Below are 24,971 nucleotides of genomic sequence, written 5' to 3'. Positions count from 1 at the left end.
ATGAAAACCTATATCGCATTTCTTCGGGGAATCAATGTTAGTGGAAAGAATAAAGTTCCAATGGCTGAGCTAAAAGAGTTGCTCGTTGACCAAGAATTAAAAGAGGTTAAAACGTATATACAAAGTGGGAATGTACTTTTTAAAAGTGAATGGGACAATACGAAAGAATTGGAAAAGCTGCTATCCGCTGCAATTTTAGACCATTTTAAATTTAATATTCCGGTAATAGTGAAGACCGTAGAGCAGGTGAAAGAAATTTTAAATCAGAATCCCTTTAAAACAGATGATGAAAACTTGCAAAAGCAAAATTACTTTGTGCTGTTAAATAATTGGCCAATTCAGGATGATATAGAGAAGTTAACATTAGAAGCCTATGCTAATGAGGAATTTTTGGTTACCAATAATTGTGTTTACCTAAAGTGCAATGTGGGTTACGGTAAAGCCAAATTGAACAACAATCTTATAGAACGTAAGTTGAATGTACTGGCAACTACCAGAAATTATAGGACAATGAACAAAATGCTAGCATTGTCAAATTAATTTAATTCCCAAATCTTAAAATTCAGAACTGTAGCAAAACAGACCCATAGGAAATATGGAATTAAAAGATATGCTGCAATTTTACTGACTACATTAAACCATTTAATGGTAAGGCCCAGTACAATTAAAAGCGTTATAATAATCAATAATGCTATAAAGGGCTGTTTTAATCCAAAAAAGACAATACTCCATAGACCATTTAAAAGAAGTTGAAACCCAAAGTGGTAGAGTCCGGTCTTCACCCATTTATGATGAAAGCCTTTGGCCCATACCCATCCTGCTGAAACACCCATCATAATATAAAGCACGCTCCAAACGGGGGCGAAAACCCAATTGGGAGGATTAAAACTTGGTTTGTTCAATGTCATGTACCAACCGTTTACCGAGCTTTGTGTTACCACACTGCTCAGAAAACCTATTATGGAACATATGACAATGCCAATAAGTATATACGTAAGCTTTCGTTTCAATTGGTTGGCCTTTGACTCTAAAATAAGGATTTATTTTAATTGATAGTCCTAAAAACTATATTTGCACAAATTCAAAATTCAATGTCAGAAAAAGATTTTATCCCAGTATCCTATATAACATTGAAAGAAAATGGTGTAGTAGGGTATTCATCACCCAGTAATATTGCATTGATCAAGTATTGGGGTAAAAGGGAAAATCAAATCCCGGCTAATCCATCAATCAGTTTTACCCTTGCGGCTTGTACTACAAAAACCAGTGTGGAATACCGGAAGAAAGCTCAAAAAGACAATGACTTTTCTTTTGAACTTTATTTTGAGGGAGAAGAAAAAGAAGAATTTAAACCAAAAATTAGAACATTTTTAAAAAGGATAGCGGAGTATCTACCTTTTTTAAATGATTATCATTTGGTCATACGAACATCAAATACTTTTCCACATAGTAGTGGTATTGCTTCGTCTGCTAGCGGTATGTCTGCTCTGGCGTTATGTTTTATGGAAATGGAAAGGTCATTTTCTGCACCTATGACAGATGAATTTTTTAATAGAAAAGTATCGTTTCTGGCCCGACTAGGGTCTGGGAGCGCATGTCGTAGTATTGAAGGTCCTATGGTTCAATGGGGAGAAACCGCTTCGGTTGAAGGTAGTTCAAACTTATTTGGCATTAAATATCCGTATAAAGTACATGATGTATTCCATAATTTTCATGATACCATTTTGTTGGTAGATAAAGGGGAGAAGCAAGTAAGTAGTACAGTAGGTCATGAGCTTATGCACGGGCATCCATTCGCATCCCAAAGATTTGAACAAGCTCATGATAATTTAGAAAAGCTTAGACTAGTTTTGGCTGAAGGGAATTTAAGGGATTTTATAAATATCGTAGAGAGTGAGGCCCTTACTTTACATGCCATGATGATGACCAGTAATCCTTATTTTATTTTAATGAAGCCAAATACTCTTTCTATCATTAATGAGATTTGGAAGTTTAGGGAAGAAAGCAAAACCCATATTTGTTTTACATTAGATGCAGGGGCTAATGTACATGTGTTATATCCTGAAAATGAAAAAGATATCGTTTTTCCGTTTATAAAAGAGAAGTTAATTTCTTTTTGTCAAAACGGGCAGTATATTTGTGATCAAATTGGTCAAGGAGCAAAGAAACATTAAGCTTTGTAGAAGATAACATTAGCGTTAAACATTGATAAAAAATTAATTTTGTTTAACGTTTAAAGGTAAAAGATTAAACTTTAACTGAATTTTTAATCATTATTGACCAGTTTTTTAGATATTTGCTTAGATTTTAAAGTATGAAAGGACCATTATTTTATTCAAAAATTCTTCTCTTTGGAGAGTATGGTATCATTAAGGATTCCAAAGGTTTGTCCATACCGTATAATTTTTACAATGGCGCTTTAAAATCAGATACCTCATTATCACCAGAAGCGGAAAAATCCAATAAAAGTCTAGCTGCTTTTGCAGATTACTTGGAAGAATTATCAGAGAAGGAAGAGGATTTCGTAACTTTTGATATGGCGCTGCTTAAAAGTGATATTGCCTCTGGAATGTATTTTGATAGTTCTATACCGCAAGGATATGGAGTAGGCAGTAGCGGTGCATTGGTGGCCGCAATCTATGATAAGTATGCCAATAACAAAATTACGGTCTTAGAAAATTTGACCAGGGAAAAACTTTTAAAACTTAAATCTATATTTGGAGCTATGGAATCTTTTTTCCATGGAAAATCTTCCGGTCTTGATCCATTGAATAGTTATTTAAGTTTACCCATATTAATAAATTCCAAGGATAATATAGAATCTACCAGTATACCCTCCCAGAACAGTGAAGGTAAAGGGGCTGTTTTCTTGTTGGATAGTGGCACGGTGGGTGAAACCGCACCCATGGTGCAGATTTTCATGGAACAAATGAAGAACGATGGTTTTAGAAGTATGCTGAAAAATCAGTTTATTAAGCATACAGATGCCTGTGTAGAAGATTTTGTGAGTGGTAACATTAAATCATTATTCGGAAATCTAAAGCAATTGTCTCATGTTGTTTTGGATAATTTTAAACCTATGATACCCGTAAAATTCCATGACTTGTGGAAGAAAGGTATTGAAACCAATGATTATTATCTGAAATTATGTGGCTCTGGTGGCGGAGGTTACATTTTAGGATTCACCGAGGATTTTGAAAAAGCACAGACAGCACTCAAGGACTATAGATTAGAGGTCGTTTATAATTTTTAGGACGTACCAAAATGCTCAATAGAAAAAACAAGCTCTTACTTCTAAAGGTACTGAGTCTTTTTTCGGTAGTACGGGGCTATAATATTCTGGTCATTGCCTTGGCTCAATATTTGGCATCCATATACATCTTGGCACCAGATTTGCCCCTTAGACAAGTTGTTTTTGATGTTAATTTGTTCGTCATTGTTTTAGCTTCGGCTATGGTCATTGCGGCAGGGTATATCATTAACAATTTTTACGACGCAGAAAAAGACCTGATCAATAAACCTAGGAAAAGTATGTTAGATCGTTTGGTGAGCCAACGATTTAAATTAACTACGTATTTTGTCTTGAATTTTTTGGCGGTCATAGCAGCTAGCTATGTTTCTTTTAGGGCAGTATTCTTCTTTTCTTCCTATATTTTTGGAATCTGGATTTATTCCCATAAACTTAAAAGGGTTCCCCTGTTGGGTAATTTTATATCGGCAACATTGGCCATAACACCTTTTTTTGTAGTATTTGTATATTATAAAAATTTTGAGAATGTCATTTTTGTTCATGCCATATTTCTGTTTTTATTGATACTGGCCCGTGAAATGGTGAAGGATTTGGAAAATATCTCTGGAGATGTAGCTCAAAATTATCGGACCATACCAATTATTTATGGAGCCAATATTTCTAAAACAATTATTACGTGTTTGATTCTCTTTACACTTCTACCGTCATTATTACTAATTTTTAAGTTTGATATTGGTTACATGAACCTTTACTTTATAGGGTGTGTACTATTGCTTATACTATTCATCTTTTTGTTATTGAAATCTAATAATAAAAAGGATTATGTTTGGTTGCATAATATTCTAAAACTGATCATCGTAGCTGGTGTCTTTAGTATTTTACTCATAGATGTTGACCTGGTTCTCAATAGAATTTTATAGTTCTTTGTATTATGTTCATATAAAAATTTGAACGGCACTGCAATTTGCTACCTTTGCATAAAATTGGTACAATTATGAGTAGGGATGATTCAAGTAGGGGTAAAAAGGCTTCTGGAAGACAGGGTGGTAATTTTAAGAAAAAAAGCTATGCTCGTGGTAATGCGCCGATTAAAAAAAATGCATCTCCAAGTAAGCCATCAGACCCTAATTCAATTCGCTTAAACAAATATGTGGCAAACTCAGGTGTTTGCTCACGTAGGGATGCCGATATCTATATTGCTGCGGGCAATGTAACGGTCAACGGCAAACCAATTACAGAAATGGGTTACAAGGTAAAATTGACCGATGAGGTGAAATTTGATGGCCAACTATTAAATCCCGTAAAAAAAGAATATGTCTTGTTGAACAAACCTAAGGATTTCGTTACTACTATTAGGGACGAAAAAGGAAAAAGACATGTTTCTGGTTTAATTTCCAGTGCCTCTAAATCAAAACTTTTGCCTGTAGATAAGTTAGATAAGGAAGATACGGGTCTGTTACTGTTTACCAATGATGGCAGTATGACCAAGACCTTAAAAAGTCCCATTAACGGATTGCGTAAAATTTATCACGTTGTTTTGGATGTTGAACTACGAAGCGCAGATCTAAAGAAAATACAGGAAGGCGTTGTAGTAGATGAAAAACCGGTTCGAGTACAGGACATTAGTTATATCAACGATGCACCCAAAAGGGAAGTGGGTATAGAGATTTATAGTTCAAGGAATAAGATTGTTAAGCGCTTGTTTGAAACTTTGGGGTATAATATCCAAAGGTTGGATAGAGTAGTATATGGTGGTTTGACCAAAAAAGATTTGCCACGGGGGCATTGGAGGTACTTAACACCACAAGAGGTCATTAATCTTAAAATGATCAAATAATCCTAATTGCCTATTAAATTAATCTGTAGGGAAACCTTTACCAAACCTATATGTGGCAATTATGCCGTGGGAATTTCCCAATGGTGAATTGTTCATAGCAATATTATAACTATATATTGTATTATAACCCAAATATCCTTAACGTTTCGTTTATTTCTAATTATATGTTTTTTTGAATTGGTGGCTAGTAATAGAGGCTTCAGTATATTTTTGGATTTAATCAGTTGTGTAAAAGATTTATAGCTTGAAATAGATAATAATCAATTGGTTATAAGCTGATGTAGTATGCTTAAGAGATAGTATTTTTTTGGATTGGATCACTGCAAAAAAAGTTTCCAAAGTATATTTAGGAATAGTGTAAACCGATTGATGCATGTCTGCTGAACCTAAGAATAACATATCTAAATTTAAATTATCCCATCTACCTAAACTATTGGTAAAAACCTTTAAAGGGTGGATGGAAAAAGAGCCCTTTCAAATTAGTGCCATTATCGCCTATTATGCCATTTTATCGTTACCAGGTTTACTTATTTTAATTCTAGAATTGGTAGGAGGTATATGGGGTAAGGAAATAGTACAGGGTGAGTTGTTCGCAGAGATTTCATCAGCAATGGGTCCGGATACAGCGCAATCTATTCAAGATATAATAAAAAATCAAGGCAACCAGCAGACCTCTCTGGTAGCAACGCTATTAGGTGTAGGGGTACTTATTTATGGTGCAACCGGGGTGTTTTATCAATTGCAGAATGCATTAAATGATATTTGGGAAACAAAACCTAAATACTCCAATGAGTTTTTATCTACGTTGTTTATGCGCTTAAAAGGCTTTGGGTTCATATTGATTATCGGGTTTTTATTATTGGTCAGTTTTGTATTGACCTCATTGTTGTCGGCATTTTCTACTCAACTTTCTAGATTATTACCAGAAGGTATGCTAGAACTTGGTTTTGTTATAGATTTAATTTTATCCTTAGGGTTTATCTACTTGTTGTTTGGGGCTATGTTCAAATATTTGCCGAGTACCCGTGTGCGATGGAAAGCGGTAAAAGTAGGAGCGGCGTTAACGGCAATATTGTTTTTAATAGGTAAATATGCGCTAGCATTTTACTTTGGTAAAGCAGAACCCGGCTCTACCTATGGCGCGGCCGGGAGTATTATTTTGGTAATGCTCTGGGTTTCTTATTCCAGTCTCATTGTTACATTTGGAGCACAATTCACCAAAATTTATTCAGATAAGTATGTAAAGGTTAACTAAGCTTTTTCATTTTATCATGAATTTCTTTCAAGCATAAATTACCTAAGCTACCCTCGTGAGTGTGGTGAATATCTCTCTTAGGAGTAAATGTACCTTCATTGATTTCCATTCCCATTTTTTTGTAGGCATCCCTAAATGGCATTCCACTTTGTACCAACTCGTTTAAGGTATCTACACTGAATAAATAATCATATTTAGGATCGTCTAGAATACTGTCGTTCACCTTAATTTCTTTTAGACTAAAGGTTAAAATCTCTAAGCATGCTTTCATATCCTGTATTGCAGGAACAATGATTTCTTTCACCAATTGTAAATCTCTATGGTAGCCACTTGGTAAATTGTTGATGACCAAGGTTAATTGATTAGGAATGGATTGTAGTTTGTTGCACTTACCCCTTACCAATTCAAAAACATCTGGGTTTTTCTTGTGTGGCATTATGCTGGAACCTGTGGTCAACTCATCTGGAAATGAGATAAAATCAAAATTCTGACTCATATACAAACAGATATCCATAGCCATTTTAGATAAGGTCGCGGCAATATTGGCAATACCAAAGGCTGCTGCTTTTTCTGCTTTTCCTCTACTCATTTGTGCGGCAACTACATTGTACTTCATAGTTTCAAAACCCATTTCTTCGGTAGTGAAGCTACGGTCTATGGCAAAAGAACTACCATAACCAGCGGCACTACCTAACGGATTTTGGTCGGCAACCTTATAGGCGGCTTCAATAAAATAAAGGTCATCTATTAAACTCTCTGCATAGGCAGAAAACCATAGTCCGAATGAGGAAGGCATCGCGATCTGTAAATGTGTATACCCAGGTAACATCACATCTTTATGTTCTTGTGCCTTAACCAATAACAGGTTGAAAAGCGATTTGGTCATCGACTTAATTTCGGTCAATTCATCCTTTAGGTATAAATGCATTGCCACAAGAACCTGGTCGTTTCTAGAGCGTGCCGTGTGTATTTTTTTACCGGTATCACCTAAGCTTAGGGTAAGCATGTATTCAATTTTAGAATGCATGTCTTCAAAAGAATTTTCTATAGAAAAAGTACCTTTTTCTATTCGCGCCGCAATATTGTCCAACTCATTTACAAGCTCAACAGTTTCTTTAGGAGAAATCAATCCTATTTTACCAAGCATTTTAGCGTGTGCCTTAGATGCTATAACATCATACTTTGCCAGAAGCAAGTCTAGTTCCCTATCATTGCCAACAGTAAAATGATCAATCTTTTTATCAGTGCTAAATCCTTTATCCCAGAGTTTCATAATTCAAGTGTCAAGTTCAAGTGTCAAGCTCAAGTATCAAGCTAAAAACATAATTGATTTTTAATTTATAATTAGCCGCACGCTTAGTGCAGAAATCCTTTTAATATTTTAATATACAAATCTATACCTTCTTCTATTTCATGCACATAGATAAATTCATTGGCAGAGTGGGAGCGAGTACTGTCACCAGGCCCCAATTTTAACGATTGGCAACTTAACGCCGCTTGATCGGATAATGTAGGCGAGCCATATGTAGTTCTACCCAATGCAATGCCAGATTGTACCAACGGGTGGTCTTTATCTATTTTAGATGAATTTAAACGTAAAGATCGTTCCTTTAATTCGCATGGCGCATCCTTCTTTAGTAAATCTGCTATTTCTTTATTACTATAAGAATCGTTTACACGAACATCTACCACTAAATCTACTTGTGCTGGTACTACATTGTGTTGTTTACCTGCGTTAATTTGTGTAACCGTCAATTTTACATCGCCCAATGCTTCAGAGGTCTTTTCAAATGTATAGTTCTTGAACCATTCCAGTACTTTAATGGTATTGTAAATGGAATTATCGTTATTAGGATGCGCTGCATGGGAAGGAGTCCCCTTAACTACAGCATCAAAAACCACTAATCCTTTTTCTGCGATTGCAAGTTGCATTAATGTAGGCTCACCAACTATAGCCACATCAATGTGTGGAAGTTTAGGCAATAAGCCACGTAAGCTATTTTCACCGGCATTCTCCTCTTCGGCAGAGGCTACCATTAAAATGTTATGGTTGAGGTCTTCAGATTCGTAATAGGTAACGAAAGTTGCCAAAAGAGAAACCAACGGTCCGCCGGCATCATTGCTTCCCAATCCAAATAGCTTGCCATCTTCTATATGCGGGTGAAATGGATCTTTGGTATAGGCAGAATTTGGTTTTACCGTGTCGTGGTGCGAGTTCAATAGCAAGGTCGGTTTTGAGTCGTCCCAGTATTTATTTTTCGCAATAACGTTGTTGAGATCTCTTTCTGTAGGGATATCATATTTAGACAACCAAGCTTGTATGGCATCGGCTGTTTTATCTTCTTCTTTTGAAAATGATTCTATTGAAATAAGTTCTTTCAATAAGGTGATAGCACTTTCTGTAAGTTCTTTTTGGTTCATCTTATAATTTTATGGTCGTGAACAGTTCTGTTTCTTTATCGAGCATGGTAACATCGCCTAAACATACTTTTGACACGCTATTGTTCAGCGCGTGAAAGCAATTGTGCAGTTTTGGCAGCATTCCGTCCGCAATGATACGGTCAGATAATAGCTCTTGATAAGTGTTGGAATCAATGTGTTTAACTACACTGTTCTCATTTGCGATATCCATTAAAACCCCTTTTTTTTCAAAGCAATAATACAAGGTTGTTTCATAGCTAGATGCCATACCAATTGCAATTTCAGAAGCAATGGTATCTGCATTCGTATTTAATAATTGTCCGGCTCCATCATGCGATAAGGCGCAGAAAATAGGCGTTAAATCGGCGGATAAAAGCTTGGTCAGTAAACCTGAATTTACACTATCAATATCACCAACAAATCCGTAATCAATTTTTTTTACAGGGCGTTTATGCGCTTGTATACTATTACCGTCCGCACCACTTAAGCCAATAGCATTTGTGTTTTTTGCCTGTAGTTGAGCAACAATTTTCTTGTTTGCCAATCCGCCATAGACCATGGTAATGATATCTACGGTTTCAGCATCGGTAATGCGCCTACCATCTATCATTTTAGATTCAATACCAAGTTTAGTAGCCAATTGTGTAGCTAATTTACCACCACCGTGTACTAATATTTTTAATCCTTCAAGTTTAGAAAAAGCAGTAAGAAAAACGTCTAAAGCTTTTTCATCTTCTATGACATTGCCACCAATTTTTACAACACTTAATTTATTTTTCATAATCGGAAAATTTAAACATGAGTACCATGGCAATTATGAGAATAATATTACTGACCGGACCCATATAGGCTTTCCAGTGCGCAGTACTATGGTCTATATTAACCATATTGGCTACAAATAGAATGAATGCAAATAAAGCGATGCCTATGTAAATCCACTTATTAATTTTCATTGCTTTCCAATATTTTCTTTAGCACCAATTGTGCTGCGTACGTTCTGTTATTCGCTTGTTCTATGACCAAAGACTGATTGCTATCCAAAACCTCATCGGCAACAACAACATTTCTACGTACCGGCAGGCAATGCATAAATTTAGCTTTCCCTAGTTTCTTAAGAGTCATTTGCCAATTAGCATCTTGAGATTTTATTTGACCATAATTAGTATAACTGCTCCAGTTTTTTACGTACACAAAATCTGCATTTTCTAAAGCCTTTTCATGGTCGTGCTCAATGGTACAATCTTTTGTAATGCTTGGGTCTAACTCATAACCCTTTGGGTGCGTAATTACAAATTCAGCATTTTGCTTTTGCATCATCTGTACGAATGAATTGGCAACGGCATGTGGTAATGCCTTAGGGTGTGGTGCCCAAGATAAGACCACTTTTGGGTTGTTCTTGAAATTATGTTCTTCTAGCGTAATGGCATCTGTAAGTGCCTGTAACGGATGCCCAACGGAGCTTTCCATATTCACGATAGGGACGGAAGCATATTCTTTAAATCCGCTCAAAACTTGTTCGGCTTCATCCAGCTCCTTATCTACCAATCCTGCAAACGCACGAATGGCAATAATATCACAGTATTGAGAAATTACCTGTGCAGCTTCTTTAATATGCTCAGAAGTACCTTGGTCCATAACAGTACCATCAGCATATTCAAGCGCCCAACCTTCACTACCAAAATTCATGACAATAACTTCCATGCCCAAGTTCATAGCAGCTTTTTGAGTGCTTAAGCGGGTACGTAGCGAGTTGTTAAAAAATAAAAGACCTATAGTTTTGTCTTTACCTAATTCTTTAAATTTTTTAGGCTGCTTTTTAAGTGATATGGCTTCTTTTACCCAGTTGGATAGAACGTCTATATCGTTTATTGAAAGGTAATTCATGATGCTTTAATTTTTGTAAATATGCTTTTATTTTTAATGGCATCAACAATAAAGTTATCGTTCAGGCCATTGGTGATCCAGGTTTCAATACCTGCTTTTTGTGCAATGGTGGCTGCGTCTATTTTTGATTGCATTCCACCAGTACCGTGGGTAGATTTAGATTCCCCTATTTCTTTGACTAATTCGGTTAGGTCTGAAACTGCTTCTATTGTTTTTGGCGAAGAAGTGGTTAAGGACGATTTTGTATAAATTCCGTCAGTATTCGTTGCGATGATAAGAATATCTGCGGATAAAAGAGATGCGGTCAATCCGGCTAACTTATCATTATCTCCAAATTTGATTTCATCGGTTGCCACCGTATCGTTTTCATTGATGATAGGAATGAAATTGTTGGCCACAAGAACATTGATGGTATTTTTAATATTTATTCTTGTTCGCTCTTTTTCAAAGTCGGAATACGATAATAAACATTGGGAGGAGAACAGACCCAATTCCCTAAAATTTTCTTGAAATATACGCATGAGGTGAGGCTGACCTATTGATGCCAATGCTTGTTTTACATTGATATCCTCTCCATTATGTTCAATTTTAACGAATTGCTTTGCGGCAGCAATAGCCCCTGAACTTACGATAATGAATTCGTATTGATCTTTTAATGCTGCTATTTGCCGACCAATATCCTCAATTTTTCCACGGGAAATATGATCAGTGTCTTTGGTTAAGGTATTAGAACCTAATTTCAATAAAATTCTCTTTTTCAACATTTTAATATCGTTTATGTTAGGTGAAATCTTATTTTCCTAACTCCTAACTCCTAACTCCTAACTCCTAACTCCTAACTCCTAACTCCTAACTCCTAACTCCTAACTCCTAACTCCTACCTCCTACCTCCTAACTCCTAACTCCTTCTTTAGGTCTCGACTGCGCTCGACCGGACATAAATTATTTATTTTACGAACAACGAACAACGAACAACGAACAACGAACAACGAACAACGAACAACGAATCACCTATCTAACCTGTCCATTCCCTTTTACATACCATTTATTGGTTATTAAATGCTGTAATCCAATTGGTCCGCGTTGGTGTAATTTATCTGTACTTATCGCAAGTTCACCGCCTAGTCCAAACTGCCCACCATCGGTAAAACGTGTAGATGCATTATGGTATACTGCAGCCGTGTCAACTGATTGCATAAAAATATCAGCCTCCTCTTCATTTTTGGTAATAATGGAAGCGGAGTGACCACCGCCGTACGTATTGATTAGCTGTATGGCCTCGTCTACATTTGGCACTTGTCCCAGTACTATTTTATAATCTAAAAATTCTTCGTACCAAACGGATTCATCTTCCATTTGTGAAGTGCCTTCCAAACCTGAAAGTTTGGCATCGGTCAAAATTTCGACCTTGTGCTTTTTTAAAGTTTGTATCAAGTGATTTAAAAATTCCACCTTGCGAGGTAAATCTCTAGATATAATTACTTTGTCCACAGCGTTGCAAGCAGATATTTTGGTGGTCTTGGCATTGATGATTACATCTAGCGCCATTTGCAAGTCCGCATCTTGAGAAACATATACAAAGTTGTTTCCTCTTCCGCTAACAATTACGGGGCATTTAGCGTGTTGCTTTACAAAAGCGATTAGTTTTTCACCACCACGAGGAACGATTAAATCGAGTTTTTGCGTTGGGTTTTCTAAAAATTGTTGTGTTTCTGTTCTAGAATAATTGAGGTAGCTCACCCAATCTGTAGCACAGTCACAAGATTCTAAAGCCTTGTGCCAAAGATTGACCAAAACTAAGTTAGAATTTAATGACTCTTTACCGCCTTTTAATAATATTTTATTCCCTGATTTAAAAGCAATTCCTGCAGCCTCAATAGTAACATCCGGTCTAGATTCGTAGATGATCATGATGGTTCCAAACGGAGCTGTTTTGTTGCTGATTTCCATACCGTTATCATGGGTAAATTGAAATCGTTCTACATGCAAGGGGTCTGGTAAAGATGCTAGTTTTTTCAAGGATGATACCATTTCAGCCACCTTTGATTTATCTACTTTTAAGCGATCTATCATGGCAATGTCTCCAGATTCAAAGGAGTTCAAATCTTTTTCATTGGCAGAGATTAAAATGGATTCCTCTTGTTGAACCAATTCTGCCATACGCTTTAATACGGCATTTCTTTTTGTGATACTAAGTGTTGTTTTCATATTAAGGCAGTCTTAAGAGCTGTGAAAAACACATCTAAATCTTGTTTGGTAATGTTCAATGCCGGTAATATTCTAAGTACCGTTTTATCTTTAGCACCACCGGTAAATAAGAAGTGCTCATGAATCAATTTTTTTCGTAGATCGGCAACCTGAAAATCAAATTCAAGTCCTAACATTAAGCCTTTACCCTTTACCCGTTTTACTTGCGGAATTTCTTTTGCTTTTTCGTTGAAATATTCGCCTAGTTCTTTAGCATTGCTAATTAGGTTTTCTTTTTCAATTACTTCTAAAACCGCCATAGTAGCTGCACAAGCCAAATGATTGCCACCAAAAGTGGTGCCCAACATGCCGTATTTTGCCTTGATACTGTCGTGAATTAGAATGCCACCAACAGGAAAACCGTTGCCCATACCTTTTGCAATACTTATGATGTCCGGTTGAATATTATGGTGTTGAAATGCAAAGAATTTACCACTTCTACCAAATCCCGATTGAACTTCATCGGCAATTAATAACGCATCATTTTCTTTACATAACGATGCTACTTCCTGTAAAAATTCAGTTGTAGGTTCATCTAAACCACCAACACCTTGGATAGATTCAATAATTACGGCGCAAACATTTTTAGATATTTCCCTTTCAAAACCCTTACTGTCGTTCAGGTCAAGAAAAACAACTTCATGCTGTAAATTGATTTCTGCGTTTATAGAAGGGTTATCCGTTGTTGCTACTGCAGCAGATGTTCTACCGTGAAAACCATTGTTAAAGGCGATAATTTTGGATTTTCCCGTTACAAAAGAAGCCATTTTCAGGGCATTTTCATTAGCTTCAGCACCAGAGTTGCACATAAAAAGATTGTAATCTTCACAGTTTGATGCTTCCCCCAATTTTGCAGCCAATTCTACCTGTAACGGATTCTGTACCGCATTGCTATAAAAGCCAATATTGTCCAATTGATCTTTTAAACGTTTTACATAATGTGGGTGTGTATGGCCAATGGAGATAACGGCATGTCCGCCATAGAAATCCAAATAATCCTGTCCTTGGTCATCTGTAACTACAATACCTTTCGCGGATACGGGAGTTACATTATATAATGGATAAACGTCAAATAATTTCATAGTTGAAAAGTTTCAAGTTCAAATTGAACGGGTTTGGTCGCGTGTTTACTTGTTTTTAAATTCGGTAATCTTGTCGTATGATGATATAATACCACGTATTAATGATGAGCTAAGTCCTTGGTGTTCCATTTCGTTTAAGCCTGTAATGGTACAGCCCATAGGTGTGGTAACACGGTCAATTTCTTCTTCAGGGTGATTGCCCGATTCAATCAATAAGCTTGCGGCACCGTTACAGGTATGCATGGCCAGCTCTTGTGCTTCTTTAGCATCAAAACCTAGTTGAATGGCTCCTTGGGTAGTGGCACGTATTAAACGCATCCAAAAAGCAACACCACTTGCACATATTACGGTAGCGGCCTGCATTTGTCCTTCGGGAATTTCCATAGAATGTCCCATCCTGTTGAAAATAGCTTTTGCCAGCTCTACCCTTTTTTTACCTTTTTCATTACTACAGATACAGGTCATTGATTTGCCTACCGAAATGGCGGTATTTGGCATACTTCTAATAATAAAGTTGTCCTTACCGATTACAGCCTCAATTTTCTTGATACTAAATCCGGTTATGGTAGAAATAATAACATGTTTCTCGGTCAATAGGTCTTTTATACTCTCTAGAATTTCAGCAAAATGAATAGGTTGTACCGCAAAAATCAAGATATCTGAATTTTCAACGGCTAGTCTATTGTCAGTAGTAACAGTTACCTTATCATACTTTTCATAGTCCGCAATAGATTTGGTGTCCCTTTTGGTAAGGTACATGCTGGTTGCACCATTACTGTTTAGGATGCCCTTTGCTATGGAAAGTCCTAAATTACCTGCACCTATAATAGCTGTTTTCATTTTTTTTGTATTAAGTGTTGAGTGCCAAGTGTATTCTAATTGATTGATACTTAGAATACTCTGCTTATAATTAAACTATATTATTTTATGCTTTATCCCTTAAATAGATTTTTTAAATTTCCATCAACCATCAACTAAAATTTTAGCTTTGCTCAATATAATTTATGGGTAACTGAGCGTAGCCGAGTTAAAAAACCCCTGCTTTCAAATTCAAGCCTAAATTTTCTTCTAACCCAAAAATTAAATTCATATTCTGTACTGCTTGTCCCGATGCACCTTTCAATAAATTGTCAATCGCAGCCGTAATTAATAATACATCTTCATGTTTATGTAGGTGTATGTGGCACTGATTAGTATTTACTACCTGTTTTAGATTGATGGGTTCTTCGGATATTTGTGTGAACACGGCATCCTTGTAAAAATCTTTGTATATTTTTTTTGCATCTTCTAAACTACCTTCAAATTTGGTATATGAAGTAGCTAGAATTCCACGAGTGAAATTCCCTCTGTTAGGCATAAAAAATAAGTTGCCCGTGTTCTCTTGTAGGGAGCGCAAACTCTCATTGATTTCACCCAAATGTTGATGCGTAAAAGGCTTGTACCAGCTTACGTTATTATTTCTCCATGAAAAATGAGAAGTCGCTGACGGACTAACACCTGCACCAGTACTACCGGTTACTGCATTAATGTGCACTTCGTTTTCCAATAACTCAGCTTTTGCCAATGGAAGTAATGCCAATTGAATAGCGGTAGCAAAACAACCTGGGTTGGCAATATATTTTGCGTTTTCAATATTTGTTTTGAACAATTCGGGCAAACCGTAAACAAATTGTTTGTCATTAAAATTGGCATCGGCATGTAATCTAAAATCATTACTTAAATCGATGATTACGGTATCTGAGGAAAAATCATGTGCCTTTAAAAATGCGGTGGAGTTGCCATGACCCAAACATAGAAAAACAACGTTGACATTTAAGTTGACATCACCGGTAAACTCAAGGTCGGTAATTCCCAATAAATCCGGATGCGCAGTAGTTACTTTTTTTCCAGCCCTAGTGGTACTGAATACAAAATCTATTTCCGTTGCCGGGTGATTCAATAGAATACGAATAAGTTCACCACCCGTATAACCAGAACCGCCAATAATACCTGCTTTAATCATAATTTTGTTTTTTAGTAAGTAGTATTAAGTATTAAGTACGAAGTACCTGATTTCTAAAAGTTCTTTAACTTAATACTTTGTACTCTTTACTTTATACTATTCACTTCCATTTACATGGTTATATATCTTTCCTGAATTTGATAAAATTTTAATAAATCCTTTGGCGTCATCTGCAGTCCATCCTTTATTGACTTCACCATATTTACCAAAAGCATCGGTCATTAAATCGTGTTCAGACGAGATACCGTGCAACCTGAACTGAAATGGATATAGACCAACGAATACATCACCGGAAACCGTTTTTTGCGTATCGGTCAAGAAAGTTTCTATGTTACGCATTACAGCATCTAGGTAATTGCCCTCGTGCAATAACATGCCATAAAAATTACCTTGTTGCTCTTTTTGATATTGTTGCCATTTGGTAAGCGTGTGCTTCTCTAGTAAGTGGTGTGCCTTAATGATGATTAATGATGCAGGAGCTTCAAAACCAACTCTACCCTTGGTGCCAATAATAGTATCGCCAACGTGAATATCTCTACCAATGGCGTATTTAGATGCCAAAGCCTCAAGTTTTTCAATATTGGCAACGGGATTGTCTTTTTCTCCATCAATAGCAACTAGCTCTCCTTTTTCGAATGTAAGTTTTACCTCGGTTGGGTTCTTTTCTTGTAATTGACTAGGGTAGGCGCTGTCTGGCAAGGGTTTTTCTGAAGTTAGTGTTTCTTCACCACCCACAGATGTTCCCCACAGTCCTCTGTTGATAGAATATTTAGCTTTCTCCCAAGGATAGTCTACTCCGTTTTCCTTTAGATATGCAATCTCTTCTTCTCTAGCTAATTTGTTATCTCTAATAGGAGTAATGATTTCAATTTCGGGAGCAATGATTTGGAAAATCATATCGAAACGTACTTGGTCGTTACCAGCACCGGTACTACCGTGGGCAATATAACCGGCTCCAATTTTTTTTGCGTAGTTTACAATTTCTATGGCTTGCACAATACGTTCTGCACTTACAGATAGTGGGTAGGTATTGTTTTTTAGTACATTACCAAAAATAAGGTACTTAACAACTTTGTCATAAAAGGTTTGTACGGCATCAATTGAGGTGTAAGAAGTTGCGCCTAGTTCAATGGATTTCTTTTCTATTTCCTTTATTTCATCCGAAGAAAATCCGCCAGTATTTACACTAACTGCATGTACTTCAAATCCTTTGTCTTTTGATAAATGTTTGGCGCAATAAGAAGTGTCCAATCCGCCGCTGTATGCTAGTACTAATTTTTTCATGATATGATATTCGTTTCCGGCAAGCCGGGTAATTATTATTTTGGTTTGATATGGATTAGAATAGAGAAGTTAGAAAAAAGAGAAAAGAAAATAGATTTTATAAAAATCAGCTATTTCATTAGTCTCAATATTTATATTTTAACTTCTATACTCTATACTCTATACTCTATACTCTATACTCTATAGGTTATTGTTTACTTTTTTCTTCTTTCTTTCTTAAAAACAAACTCTGTTTTATACTTTTTAATCTTGTAAATGCCTTACCGTTCACTTCTTTTGTTTCTTCTGCCTTTTTCTTGGAAACCGGGTCGTATAACATACCGGTACAAAGACACATTTTTTGCTCTGTTCTAGTAAGAATATCGAAGTTTTTGCAGGTTTGACATCCTTTCCAGAATTCTGGATCATCTGTCAGTTCAGAAAAGGTAACTGGTTTGTAGCCAAGTTCGTAGTTAATTTTCATAACTGCTAAACCAGTAGTAATTCCGAATATTTTAGCATCTGGAAATTTTTCCCTGCTTAGTTGGAAAATTTTTGCCTTGATTTTTTTTGCAAGTCCTTGACCCCTGTAATCTGGGTGTACAATGAGTCCGGAGTTGGCCACAAATTTCTCGTGCCCCCATACCTCTATGTAGCAAAAACCAGCAAATTTCTCTCCATCCAAAGCTAAAACGGCATTACCATTGGATAGTTTTTTTTGGATGTATTCCGGTGTACGTTTTGCTATACCGGTACCGCGTACTTTAGCAGATTCTGCTATGGTATCACAGATATCCTGAGCGTATTTAAAATGTGATTCGTTAGCAACAATTAAGTTCATTGCCAGTTAGATTTAAAAGTGTAAAAAAATGTTTGATTTGCTGTGCGGAAATGGACTCACCTAATTCCATAAATATATCTTACCCTTACGGGCGACGACGGCGAGACGTGAACGGGCGCGCTAGAGCCAATGGGCTCACGGTGCTATATAAAAAGTAGTTTATTTCGTTCATTACGTCGTAAATGTACAAATTATATTTATTGAACATTGCGCATAACATATTTTTTACAAAAAGTTCACTTTTTGTTACGATGTGCAACAATTTCATAAATCAAATAGCCTAATACTGAAATATATTCAAGACCTAAAAACCATAAACTCTCTTTGAAATCTGTCTGTGAATACGCGTAATAGCTAAGAACAATAGCTGCCGACCATATAATGGAGTATCTGTAAGAAGTGAAAACGGACAGTAATACCAAAAATATAATATACCATGGGTGCACCGTGGTAGATATAAAATAGTAAATGGTCAATACCCACATCATTGACCAAAGGACCCGGTTTAAGTCGTATTTCTTAGGGATAAACGTAAACAGCCCCACGATGAAAATGGTGAGCAAAGGAGTGATTTTACCGTATTCCTTTATAAATTCCCACGGTTTGGCATCAAAATGTACAGCGGTTTTTTTGGCAATATTATAGAGACTTGAATTGAATTCGAAATTAGAAAACCATAAACTTAGCGTGCTCATATAATGGTCTATAAAAACCGGGGTATAAAAAGGGGAAAAAAGTAGCAGGGACGTTATGCCGGTAATGCAATAGAACAAGAGACTTTTTTTCCATCCTAAATAGGTAAAGAATAGCGGAAGAAATAATAAGGGTACTAATTTTATTGAAATGGAACAGGCCATGACCATGGCCGCCCAGTACCATTTTTTCAGTGATAACAAGTATATGGATAAAATGAAAAAGAACAGCATCACCCCTTCAAAATGAAGATTTCCTGTTAATTCTATAATGATTAATGGGTTAAGGAAATACCAGAAAATATGTTGTGGCGATCTGTTGAGGTTTTTCAATAATTTTCTGCCAAAATATAGGATTCCTAAATCGGCCATGATTATAATGCACCGCATTGCAATGATTGAAGCAATTATGCTATTTCCACCAATAAATGAAGAAAGACCGAATATAAACTGATTTAAAGGTGGGTAATTACTATAGTGTTTTGCACTAAGACTGCCCATACCATCAAATAACTCTTGTGCATTGGGAACGGGTATAGTTGATGTTGTAATGAGCTCCTTTGGCAGATGTAAATATGGATTGATATGATTGGCGACCAAATGCCCATCCCATATAAAACGATAAAAATCTTGAGATAGATTGGGTTCTGCAAAGGTGAAGACGAATCTAAAGATTAATCCTATGGCCAAAAGAAATCTATAATTCCATTTTTCAAACTGTATTAGTTTTAAACAAAGGATAAATAGGCCAATAAAAAGGGTAAGTAACTTTATAAAGTCAGTTCGTTCTAGATGGTAGGCAAACGTATAATAAAAAAGTAAGCTCAACATTGCCAGTATAAATGAAACTTTATGAAGCTTCAAAAATGTACTTAGAGTGTTGGGCATTGTTGGTCAGATTTTGTGAACAGGCAATATAAGGTTTTAGGATAGATTTTATTAGGATGAAATTATTTTGCCTAAAAGTTCCTTCCTCATTTTTGCGGACAGCTAAGCAATCATATCTTGAAAATATTGGTCTGGGTTTTATTCTAGGATTTCTACTGCAAAATCTCTTTCCTGCCATTCTTCCATATCAAAAGAAATAATATGTTTCGTATCCTCTTTCTCATCGTATACTAATTTTAAAAGTCCAGAAAGCACAAAATAGCAATGGTTTACATCATATCCTTTTTTAATGAGAAAATCATGTTTTATATAGTTTAGGATAAAAAGAGATACTACAAATAAAAATTCCTTTACTGAAAGGAGTGTTATTAATTGATGCGATTGTAGCGCATTTCATTCATATTAAGCCTCTTAATGCAATGATATAAATCAATATGATATAAGATATCCCAAGGGTATTCTTTATTTAGATAATATTCATGTAGTAATAATACGTTATCCCCCCAACTCGGTAATCTTTTTCTCGTATAGCTTTTTACTTTCTACCACGGCTACATTTAATTCTTGCATAATACCGTCCACACGCCCTTCAATACTTTTCATTTGGTCATTTATATTATCAAAGGAATTAAGTGCTGCCGCTACTTCCAAGGCTTTGACAACTTCAACGGCATCCGTATGAAGTAATTTTAACTTGTCTATGGCTTTTGAGGTATTTGCCAGGGTCCCATTGTATTTTGTACGCGCTTTTTCTATAGCCCCTAAAAGGGTTTTCTTGCTTGTTTCATCACTAAGGCTATTGGTCTGTTTTTCCATAGCTGCAAAAAGATTGGACGCCTTTTCTTTTAGGTCTTCATATTCCTTGTTAAGGTTTTGAACGCGGCGGTCTACTTTTTCCCAATCTCCATAGACCTTGGCAAATTCCTTATCCTCGTTCTTGGTTTCCTCTAAAGCACTTTTTAGGGCATTTAAAGAAGCTAAACCTTTAGTTACATTTTTATTGGCTGTCTCTTTTTTATTTTCAAAGGTATTCACCTGTGATTTAAATTTATCCTTTAACCTAATTAGGTCTTCAGGGCTTTTATCTTTCCAGCAAGAGGTAATTAAAATTGTGATTAGGACAACGAATAGTGTTCTTTTAAACATGGTATAAATTATTTAGTTAATGGTGCGGTAAATATACATATTCTTAAAAGCTAATTGCAGATAGTGGCATTGGTGTAAATAGGATACTTTTTAATTCAACCTTTATAAAAAATTTTTGCACCCATGGGATGGGGCATTAAATTGATTTTTAGAAGGTAGAATAGATGTAAACAATTTGCCTTATCTTTAAATTCCCTCCAGAAACAAATAGGTAACTTGTATGGTTACATTAAACTAACCAATCTCAAACAAAACAATCATGAAAAAATTAATGACCGTTCTATTTATAAGCGTGTTCTCAGGAGCATTTCTTCTGCTTTCATCATGTAAGGAAGAGAAAAATCCCAAAATTGACCAAACGGAAGCATTGAACACTTGGTTTGATGAAAAGTATGAAGAGCACTTGCAAATGAGTCCGTTATCCCTAACCGCCCAAGGCAGAAAAGACCAGTATGATAAGATTGATGATGTAAGCAAAGCTGCAGAAGAAAAGGAATTAGCGTGGTTTGAAGAAAGCACAAAAGAGTTAAAAGAAAAATTTGACTATGACAGTTTAAACGAGTCTGACCAAACTTCTTACGATTTGTGGGTGTACCAATATGAAATCATGAAAGAAGGTGCGGCTTTTGAAAATATGGATTATGTATTTGACCAAATGCGGGGCATGCATACTAGGCTACCTAGTTACTTGATCAATTATCATAAGGTGGATAGTATTACGGACATGCAGGCCTACATTTCCAGAATTAAAGAATCGGGCAGGGCAATAAATCAATTGGTAGATAGGGCAAAGGAACAGGCCGCAGCAGGTATATTGCCTCCCAAGTTTACATTTGAAACTGTAATTATCCAAACCAAGGCATTGCTTAATGGTACGCCGGTGCTAAATGATATGAGTGGAAAAATTGATGCCCTGGTAGCCTCGGAAAAAATTAGTGCAGAAGAAGCTACAACACTTAAAGAGCAGTCAGAAAATGCAATCAACGATTATTTTAAGCCGGCATATGCCAATTTGTTAACGTGGTTAGAGACCGAGGTTAATAATGCAGAAGAGACACCAACAGGAGTTAGTCGCCATGAAAATGGAAAGGCCTTTTATGATTATAGGTTAAAAGTGTTTACCACAACAGGAATGACTGCCGATGAGGTTCATGAGATTGGATTAAAGGAAGTGGCTAGGATCAAAGGCGAAATGATGGCCATTAAGGAAAAAGTAGGGTTTGAAGGTGATTTAAATGAATTTTTCAAATTTGTAAATACCGATGAGCAGTTTTTCTTTCCCAATACGGATGAAGGTAGACAAGGCTATTTAGATGAATCTACAAAGTATTTAGATGATTTAACCAAGAAGTTGCCAGACTATTTTGGCATCTTGCCAAAGGCAAAATTACAGGTAAAAAGAGTAGAGGCCTTTCGTGAGCAAGATGGTGCTCCGCAACATTACTCCGCCGGTACTCCGGATGGTTCTAGAAAAGGAACATACTATGTGCATTTATCGGATATGAACGCCATGCCAAAATCCACGATGGAAGGAGTGGCCTATCATGAAGGCAATCCTGGGCACCATATGCAAATCTCCATTGCACAGGAATTGGAGTCCGTACCCAAGTTTAGGACCCAAGCAGGATTTAGCGTGTATAGTGAAGGTTGGGCACTTTATTCAGAAACATTGGCCAAGGAAATGGGCGGTTATCAAAACCCTTATTACGATTTTGGACGTTTAGTGAACGAAATTTGGAGGGCTATTAGATTAGTGGTAGATACAGGTTTACATGCCAAAGGTTGGACAGAAGCTGATGGTATAAAATATTTTGCCGAAAATTCATCTATAGCCAAAGGTGCAATAATAGCAGAAGTGCAACGCTATATGGTAATGCCGGGCCAGGCTACTTCTTATAAAATAGGAATGCTTAAAATTCAAGACCTCCGCAAAATGGCCGAAACCGAATTGGGCGATAAGTTTGATATTAAAGGGTTTCATGACACCATTCTAGGTGGTGGTGCATTACCTCTAGAGTTATTGGAGCGTAGGGTAAAAACATGGATAGCCACCCAAAAGTAACATAATGAATTTTTTGGAGTGTCGTAAGATCTGGACCTTACGGCACTTTATATAGTACCAAGTAGTATAGGTATAAGTAGGTTTGAAAGAATATAACTTAAAAAAGAATAAAACCCCTTGGCCCACCAAAGATGCCATGGAGCAGATATATTCCATGCGATTGTGGGGGGATAATGGCACGGATTTTTATTCTGGCGAGGGTTCTCATCTACCAGAGATAATACATCCTTATTTGGATGTGGTCACCTCATTTTTAACTTCGTTTGATCGTCCGTTAAGTGTCTGCGATCTAGGTTGTGGGGATTTTAATATTGGCAGTACTCTGGTACGGCATACGGCACAATATATTGGTGTTGATATTGTGGAAGACCTAATTGATTATAGCCAACGAAGGTTTGTAAGACCAAATTTGGAATTTCAATGTTTGGATATTGCCGTTGACACCTTGCCCAAGGCAGATTGTGCCATAGTAAGGCAGGTTTTACAACATTTGAGCAATAAGGAAATAGAGCAGATCGTAGAAAAATTGGGCCAGTATAAATATGTGTTGATTACCGAGCATTTGCCTGATAATGATTTTGAACCCAATAAGGATATCATATCTGGGCAGGGTATACGCTTAAAGAAACAGAGTGGGGTAGACGTATTGGCGCCACCGTTCAATTTTAAGGTTAAAGAGGCATCCGTATTATTGACCATACCGGTCAATAAAGGAAATATAGTAACCAAATTGTACCGTGTTTTTTAAGGAAAGCATTTACTACTTCCAGGAAATCTATAATTTTTGAATTATAACAGGTGCTTAAGTTTTACCTTTTTAATATTGATGTAGTCTTGGTTGTGGACATTTGTTTTGGTGATTAACGGTACCCTCTTGGTAATAGTAATTCCGGCTTTTTCCAATACTTCAATCTTTTCTGGATTGTTGGACAATAGTTCTATGGACTTTACCTTTAAATGATCAAGGACTTTGGCCGCAATGGTAAAATCTCTCAAATCCGTATCAAACCCTAAGGAATGATTGGCCTGTATGGTATCCTGGCCTTCGTCCTGTAGTGCGTAGGCATTAATTTTATTGAATAGGCCTATTCCCCTACCTTCTTGTCTTAAATAAAGAACAATACCGCTTCCTCTTTCCGCAATGGCCCTAAGGCTTTCCTCAAGTTGTTCTCCGCAATCACATTTCTTAGAAGCAAAAACATCACCGGTAAGACATTCTGAATGTAACCTGGTCAATACATTTTCCTTGTCCTCTAACGCACCCTTGTAAAGTATACAGTGTTCAAAATCAACTCCCTTTTCCTTAAAGGAAATGATATTAAAGCTACCATATGCCGTTGGTAATTGTGCGGTATTTGAATATTGAATGTCCATGATAAAAATCTACTTGTTTCAAATAAAATGGATGAATACGGTTTCTTTTCCATTTACTTTGTCGTACAGAACAAAACTAATTACAAATCAACTCATAAATATTATAGAAAGACAAGAAATTTCAATATTCATGTTTTAAATTGATTTTTGGTCGTTCAATACTACCGATTTTGCTATAAAATCATGAAGAGCTTTTTTCTTTTCGTTGCCCGTTACGGTTAAAAGAGAGACCCATCCTAGGCTAAATTTGAGTACAAAACGGATTAGTGCGGACGGAAAGCTGATGAAACGTTCCCTGTCAACATCTTTTCTTACCGTAATATTGCTATAAGAATGAACAATAGTTCCTCCAAATTGACCGGTAAAAAATGGGTCGTACAGAATAAACAAAAGAACGGCTATTACAATTCAAATATAATTTGGAACCTCATTGAAAAAGAGTAAAAGTTCTGATACGGCATACATGGCAGCAATAATTAATATAGCATCTATAATTGTTGGCTTTATGCGGTCTGGCAACATAGCATAGTTGGTATTCATAAGTTGGTTTTACTGGTTTTTTATTTTTTTCCCTTTGGTGGGCGAGTAGTCATTTTTTAAATTTCAGTTTACACGTATATTGGTGAAATAATTTTTGCTCCCTAAAACCTTTTTTATCATATCTATTGGTACCATGAATATAGCAAAACATTCGCCGATTAAATAACAACGGTTCATGTAGAAACAT

26 protein-coding genes are annotated in these 24,971 nt (G+C 36.3%); 8 read left to right on the top strand and 18 right to left on the bottom strand.

From position 1 onward, the window contains the following. Entirely contained in the window at positions 1 to 540 is a 540-nt protein-coding gene (locus ABVM52_RS05545) for a DUF1697 domain-containing protein (protein ID WP_405384414.1), read from the top strand. Here the strand turns inward: ABVM52_RS05545 and ABVM52_RS05540 are convergent. After that, the gene (locus ABVM52_RS05540; protein ID WP_405384413.1) at positions 537 to 1,010 is read right to left on the bottom strand and encodes a TspO/MBR family protein; all 474 of its coding nucleotides are present in this window, start codon (positions 1,008 to 1,010) and stop codon (positions 537 to 539) included. The two genes, ABVM52_RS05545 and ABVM52_RS05540, sit on opposite strands and share 4 nt — an antisense overlap. Before the next feature lie 81 nt (positions 1,011 to 1,091). Here ABVM52_RS05540 and ABVM52_RS05535 point away from each other — a divergent pair, with 81 nt between their 5' ends. From ABVM52_RS05535 to ABVM52_RS05515, 5 genes are all read left to right on the top strand, one after another. Next, complete coding sequence (locus ABVM52_RS05535; protein WP_405384412.1) at positions 1,092 to 2,174, top strand: diphosphomevalonate/mevalonate 3,5-bisphosphate decarboxylase family protein; 1,083 nt, start codon at positions 1,092 to 1,094, stop codon at positions 2,172 to 2,174. A 140-nt stretch (positions 2,175 to 2,314) separates the two neighbouring features. Beyond that, positions 2,315 to 3,253 carry a mevalonate kinase gene (locus ABVM52_RS05530; protein WP_405384411.1) on the top strand — a complete coding sequence of 313 codons (939 nt, stop codon included), beginning with the start codon at positions 2,315 to 2,317 and terminating at the stop codon, positions 3,251 to 3,253. Between the two features lie 11 nt (positions 3,254 to 3,264). After that, on the top strand, positions 3,265 to 4,170 hold the full coding sequence (locus ABVM52_RS05525; protein WP_405384410.1) for a geranylgeranylglycerol-phosphate geranylgeranyltransferase: 906 nt from the start codon (positions 3,265 to 3,267) through the stop codon (positions 4,168 to 4,170). A gap of 74 nt (positions 4,171 to 4,244) precedes the next feature. Beyond that, on the top strand, positions 4,245 to 5,087 hold the full coding sequence (locus ABVM52_RS05520; RefSeq protein ID WP_405384409.1) for a pseudouridine synthase: 843 nt from the start codon (positions 4,245 to 4,247) through the stop codon (positions 5,085 to 5,087). 373 nt (positions 5,088 to 5,460) lie between these two features. Next, positions 5,461 to 6,342: a YihY/virulence factor BrkB family protein gene (locus tag ABVM52_RS05515; protein WP_159302149.1), complete on the top strand. Its 882-nt coding sequence runs from the start codon at positions 5,461 to 5,463 to the stop codon at positions 6,340 to 6,342. On the opposite strand, the gene argH is transcribed toward ABVM52_RS05515, so the two are convergent. The 14 genes from argH to ABVM52_RS05445 all read right to left on the bottom strand — a co-directional run bounded on the left by argH (position 6,335) and on the right by ABVM52_RS05445 (position 20,808). Further along, positions 6,335 to 7,615 (bottom strand): argininosuccinate lyase, encoded by a 1,281-nt coding sequence (argH, locus tag ABVM52_RS05510; protein WP_159302148.1) that lies wholly within the window; start codon positions 7,613 to 7,615, stop codon positions 6,335 to 6,337. The two genes, ABVM52_RS05515 and argH, sit on opposite strands and share 8 nt — an antisense overlap. 83 nt (positions 7,616 to 7,698) lie before the next feature. Next, on the bottom strand, positions 7,699 to 8,763 hold the full coding sequence (locus ABVM52_RS05505; RefSeq protein ID WP_405384408.1) for a M20 family metallo-hydrolase: 1,065 nt from the start codon (positions 8,761 to 8,763) through the stop codon (positions 7,699 to 7,701). 1 nt (position 8,764) lies between these two features. Then, complete coding sequence (argB, locus tag ABVM52_RS05500; RefSeq protein WP_405384407.1) at positions 8,765 to 9,544, bottom strand: acetylglutamate kinase; 780 nt, start codon at positions 9,542 to 9,544, stop codon at positions 8,765 to 8,767. Then, positions 9,534 to 9,716 carry a hypothetical protein gene (locus ABVM52_RS05495; RefSeq protein ID WP_405384406.1) on the bottom strand — a complete coding sequence of 61 codons (183 nt, stop codon included), beginning with the start codon at positions 9,714 to 9,716 and terminating at the stop codon, positions 9,534 to 9,536. The genes argB and ABVM52_RS05495 overlap by 11 nt, the downstream gene beginning before the upstream one ends. Then, on the bottom strand, positions 9,706 to 10,647 hold the full coding sequence (locus ABVM52_RS05490) for an acetylornithine carbamoyltransferase (protein ID WP_405384405.1): 942 nt from the start codon (positions 10,645 to 10,647) through the stop codon (positions 9,706 to 9,708). The genes ABVM52_RS05495 and ABVM52_RS05490 overlap by 11 nt, the downstream gene beginning before the upstream one ends. Continuing rightward, complete coding sequence (proB, locus tag ABVM52_RS05485; protein ID WP_405384404.1) at positions 10,644 to 11,411, bottom strand: glutamate 5-kinase; 768 nt, start codon at positions 11,409 to 11,411, stop codon at positions 10,644 to 10,646. The genes ABVM52_RS05490 and proB overlap by 4 nt, the downstream gene beginning before the upstream one ends. Positions 11,412 to 11,658: 247 nt before the next feature. Further along, complete coding sequence (locus ABVM52_RS05480; RefSeq protein WP_405384403.1) at positions 11,659 to 12,855, bottom strand: glutamate-5-semialdehyde dehydrogenase; 1,197 nt, start codon at positions 12,853 to 12,855, stop codon at positions 11,659 to 11,661. Then, entirely contained in the window at positions 12,852 to 13,976 is a 1,125-nt protein-coding gene (locus ABVM52_RS05475) for an aspartate aminotransferase family protein (RefSeq protein WP_405384402.1), read from the bottom strand. Before ABVM52_RS05475 ends, ABVM52_RS05480 begins: the two co-directional genes overlap by 4 nt. 45 nt (positions 13,977 to 14,021) lie before the next feature. Continuing rightward, entirely contained in the window at positions 14,022 to 14,816 is a 795-nt protein-coding gene (gene proC / locus ABVM52_RS05470; RefSeq protein ID WP_405384401.1) for a pyrroline-5-carboxylate reductase, read from the bottom strand. 187 nt (positions 14,817 to 15,003) lie between these two features. Then, the gene (gene argC, locus ABVM52_RS05465; protein ID WP_405384400.1) at positions 15,004 to 15,978 is read right to left on the bottom strand and encodes an N-acetyl-gamma-glutamyl-phosphate reductase; all 975 of its coding nucleotides are present in this window, start codon (positions 15,976 to 15,978) and stop codon (positions 15,004 to 15,006) included. Positions 15,979 to 16,074: 96 nt separating this feature from the next. Beyond that, on the bottom strand, positions 16,075 to 17,262 hold the full coding sequence (locus ABVM52_RS05460; RefSeq protein WP_405384399.1) for an argininosuccinate synthase: 1,188 nt from the start codon (positions 17,260 to 17,262) through the stop codon (positions 16,075 to 16,077). Between the two features lie 187 nt (positions 17,263 to 17,449). Continuing rightward, positions 17,450 to 18,082, bottom strand: coding sequence for a GNAT family N-acetyltransferase (locus ABVM52_RS05455; protein ID WP_405384398.1), 633 nt, complete (start codon positions 18,080 to 18,082; stop codon positions 17,450 to 17,452). 236 nt (positions 18,083 to 18,318) lie between these two features. Beyond that, complete coding sequence (locus tag ABVM52_RS05450; RefSeq protein ID WP_405384397.1) at positions 18,319 to 19,662, bottom strand: mannosyltransferase; 1,344 nt, start codon at positions 19,660 to 19,662, stop codon at positions 18,319 to 18,321. Between the two features lie 495 nt (positions 19,663 to 20,157). Beyond that, on the bottom strand, positions 20,158 to 20,808 hold the full coding sequence (locus ABVM52_RS05445; protein ID WP_405384396.1) for a hypothetical protein: 651 nt from the start codon (positions 20,806 to 20,808) through the stop codon (positions 20,158 to 20,160). A gap of 259 nt (positions 20,809 to 21,067) precedes the next feature. On the opposite strand from ABVM52_RS05445, the gene ABVM52_RS05440 reads away from it, so the two are divergent. Both ABVM52_RS05440 and ABVM52_RS05435 read left to right on the top strand, forming a co-directional pair. Further along, the gene (locus ABVM52_RS05440; protein ID WP_405384395.1) at positions 21,068 to 22,870 is read left to right on the top strand and encodes a DUF885 domain-containing protein; all 1,803 of its coding nucleotides are present in this window, start codon (positions 21,068 to 21,070) and stop codon (positions 22,868 to 22,870) included. Positions 22,871 to 23,006: 136 nt separating this feature from the next. Then, entirely contained in the window at positions 23,007 to 23,618 is a 612-nt protein-coding gene (locus ABVM52_RS05435; RefSeq protein ID WP_405385105.1) for a class I SAM-dependent methyltransferase, read from the top strand. 41 nt (positions 23,619 to 23,659) lie between these two features. Here the strand turns inward: ABVM52_RS05435 and ribA are convergent, their stop codons facing one another. The 3 genes from ribA to ABVM52_RS05420 form a co-directional block, all read right to left on the bottom strand. Then, positions 23,660 to 24,244 carry a GTP cyclohydrolase II gene (gene ribA, locus ABVM52_RS05430; protein WP_405384394.1) on the bottom strand — a complete coding sequence of 195 codons (585 nt, stop codon included), beginning with the start codon at positions 24,242 to 24,244 and terminating at the stop codon, positions 23,660 to 23,662. A gap of 135 nt (positions 24,245 to 24,379) precedes the next feature. Further along, entirely contained in the window at positions 24,380 to 24,646 is a 267-nt protein-coding gene (locus ABVM52_RS05425) for an RDD family protein (protein WP_405385104.1), read from the bottom strand. 6 nt (positions 24,647 to 24,652) lie between these two features. Next, the gene (locus tag ABVM52_RS05420) at positions 24,653 to 24,784 is read right to left on the bottom strand and encodes a hypothetical protein (protein ID WP_405384393.1); all 132 of its coding nucleotides are present in this window, start codon (positions 24,782 to 24,784) and stop codon (positions 24,653 to 24,655) included. Between the last annotated feature and the right edge of the window lie 187 nt (positions 24,785 to 24,971).

The organism is Maribacter sp. LLG6340-A2 (genome assembly GCF_045057105.1).
GTDB lineage: Bacteria > Bacteroidota > Bacteroidia > Flavobacteriales > Flavobacteriaceae > Maribacter.
Note: the sequence above shows the minus strand (reverse complement) of the source record. Positions and strands in the feature narration are given on the sequence as shown.

Bases quoted from the DNA above. Each gene is read 5' to 3' on its own strand.
- proC (WP_405384401.1), bottom strand. From the start codon at position 14,816: ATGAAAACAGCTATTATAGGTGCAGGTAATTTAGGACTTTCCATAGCA.
- ABVM52_RS05420 (WP_405384393.1), bottom strand. From the start codon at position 24,784: ATGAATACCAACTATGCTATGTTGCCAGACCGCATAAAGCCAACAATT.
- argH (WP_159302148.1), bottom strand. From the start codon at position 7,615: ATGAAACTCTGGGATAAAGGATTTAGCACTGATAAAAAGATTGATCAT.
- ABVM52_RS05490 (WP_405384405.1), bottom strand. From the start codon at position 10,647: ATGAATTACCTTTCAATAAACGATATAGACGTTCTATCCAACTGGGTA.
- ABVM52_RS05535 (WP_405384412.1), top strand. From the start codon at position 1,092: ATGTCAGAAAAAGATTTTATCCCAGTATCCTATATAACATTGAAAGAA.
- ABVM52_RS05445 (WP_405384396.1), bottom strand. From the start codon at position 20,808: ATGTTTAAAAGAACACTATTCGTTGTCCTAATCACAATTTTAATTACC.
- ABVM52_RS05475 (WP_405384402.1), bottom strand. From the start codon at position 13,976: ATGAAATTATTTGACGTTTATCCATTATATAATGTAACTCCCGTATCC.
- ABVM52_RS05520 (WP_405384409.1), top strand. From the start codon at position 4,245: ATGAGTAGGGATGATTCAAGTAGGGGTAAAAAGGCTTCTGGAAGACAG.
- ABVM52_RS05440 (WP_405384395.1), top strand. From the start codon at position 21,068: ATGAAAAAATTAATGACCGTTCTATTTATAAGCGTGTTCTCAGGAGCA.
- ABVM52_RS05460 (WP_405384399.1), bottom strand. From the start codon at position 17,262: ATGAAAAAATTAGTACTAGCATACAGCGGCGGATTGGACACTTCTTAT.
- ABVM52_RS05530 (WP_405384411.1), top strand. From the start codon at position 2,315: ATGAAAGGACCATTATTTTATTCAAAAATTCTTCTCTTTGGAGAGTAT.
- ABVM52_RS05450 (WP_405384397.1), bottom strand. From the start codon at position 19,662: ATGCCCAACACTCTAAGTACATTTTTGAAGCTTCATAAAGTTTCATTT.
- ABVM52_RS05435 (WP_405385105.1), top strand. From the start codon at position 23,007: ATGGAGCAGATATATTCCATGCGATTGTGGGGGGATAATGGCACGGAT.
- ABVM52_RS05455 (WP_405384398.1), bottom strand. From the start codon at position 18,082: ATGAACTTAATTGTTGCTAACGAATCACATTTTAAATACGCTCAGGAT.
- argC (WP_405384400.1), bottom strand. From the start codon at position 15,978: ATGATTAAAGCAGGTATTATTGGCGGTTCTGGTTATACGGGTGGTGAA.
- proB (WP_405384404.1), bottom strand. From the start codon at position 11,411: ATGTTGAAAAAGAGAATTTTATTGAAATTAGGTTCTAATACCTTAACC.
- ABVM52_RS05480 (WP_405384403.1), bottom strand. From the start codon at position 12,855: ATGAAAACAACACTTAGTATCACAAAAAGAAATGCCGTATTAAAGCGT.
- ABVM52_RS05495 (WP_405384406.1), bottom strand. From the start codon at position 9,716: ATGAAAATTAATAAGTGGATTTACATAGGCATCGCTTTATTTGCATTC.
- argB (WP_405384407.1), bottom strand. From the start codon at position 9,544: ATGAAAAATAAATTAAGTGTTGTAAAAATTGGTGGCAATGTCATAGAA.
- ABVM52_RS05545 (WP_405384414.1), top strand. From the start codon at position 1: ATGAAAACCTATATCGCATTTCTTCGGGGAATCAATGTTAGTGGAAAG.
- ABVM52_RS05505 (WP_405384408.1), bottom strand. From the start codon at position 8,763: ATGAACCAAAAAGAACTTACAGAAAGTGCTATCACCTTATTGAAAGAA.
- ABVM52_RS05515 (WP_159302149.1), top strand. From the start codon at position 5,461: ATGTCTGCTGAACCTAAGAATAACATATCTAAATTTAAATTATCCCAT.
- ABVM52_RS05525 (WP_405384410.1), top strand. From the start codon at position 3,265: ATGCTCAATAGAAAAAACAAGCTCTTACTTCTAAAGGTACTGAGTCTT.
- ribA (WP_405384394.1), bottom strand. From the start codon at position 24,244: ATGGACATTCAATATTCAAATACCGCACAATTACCAACGGCATATGGT.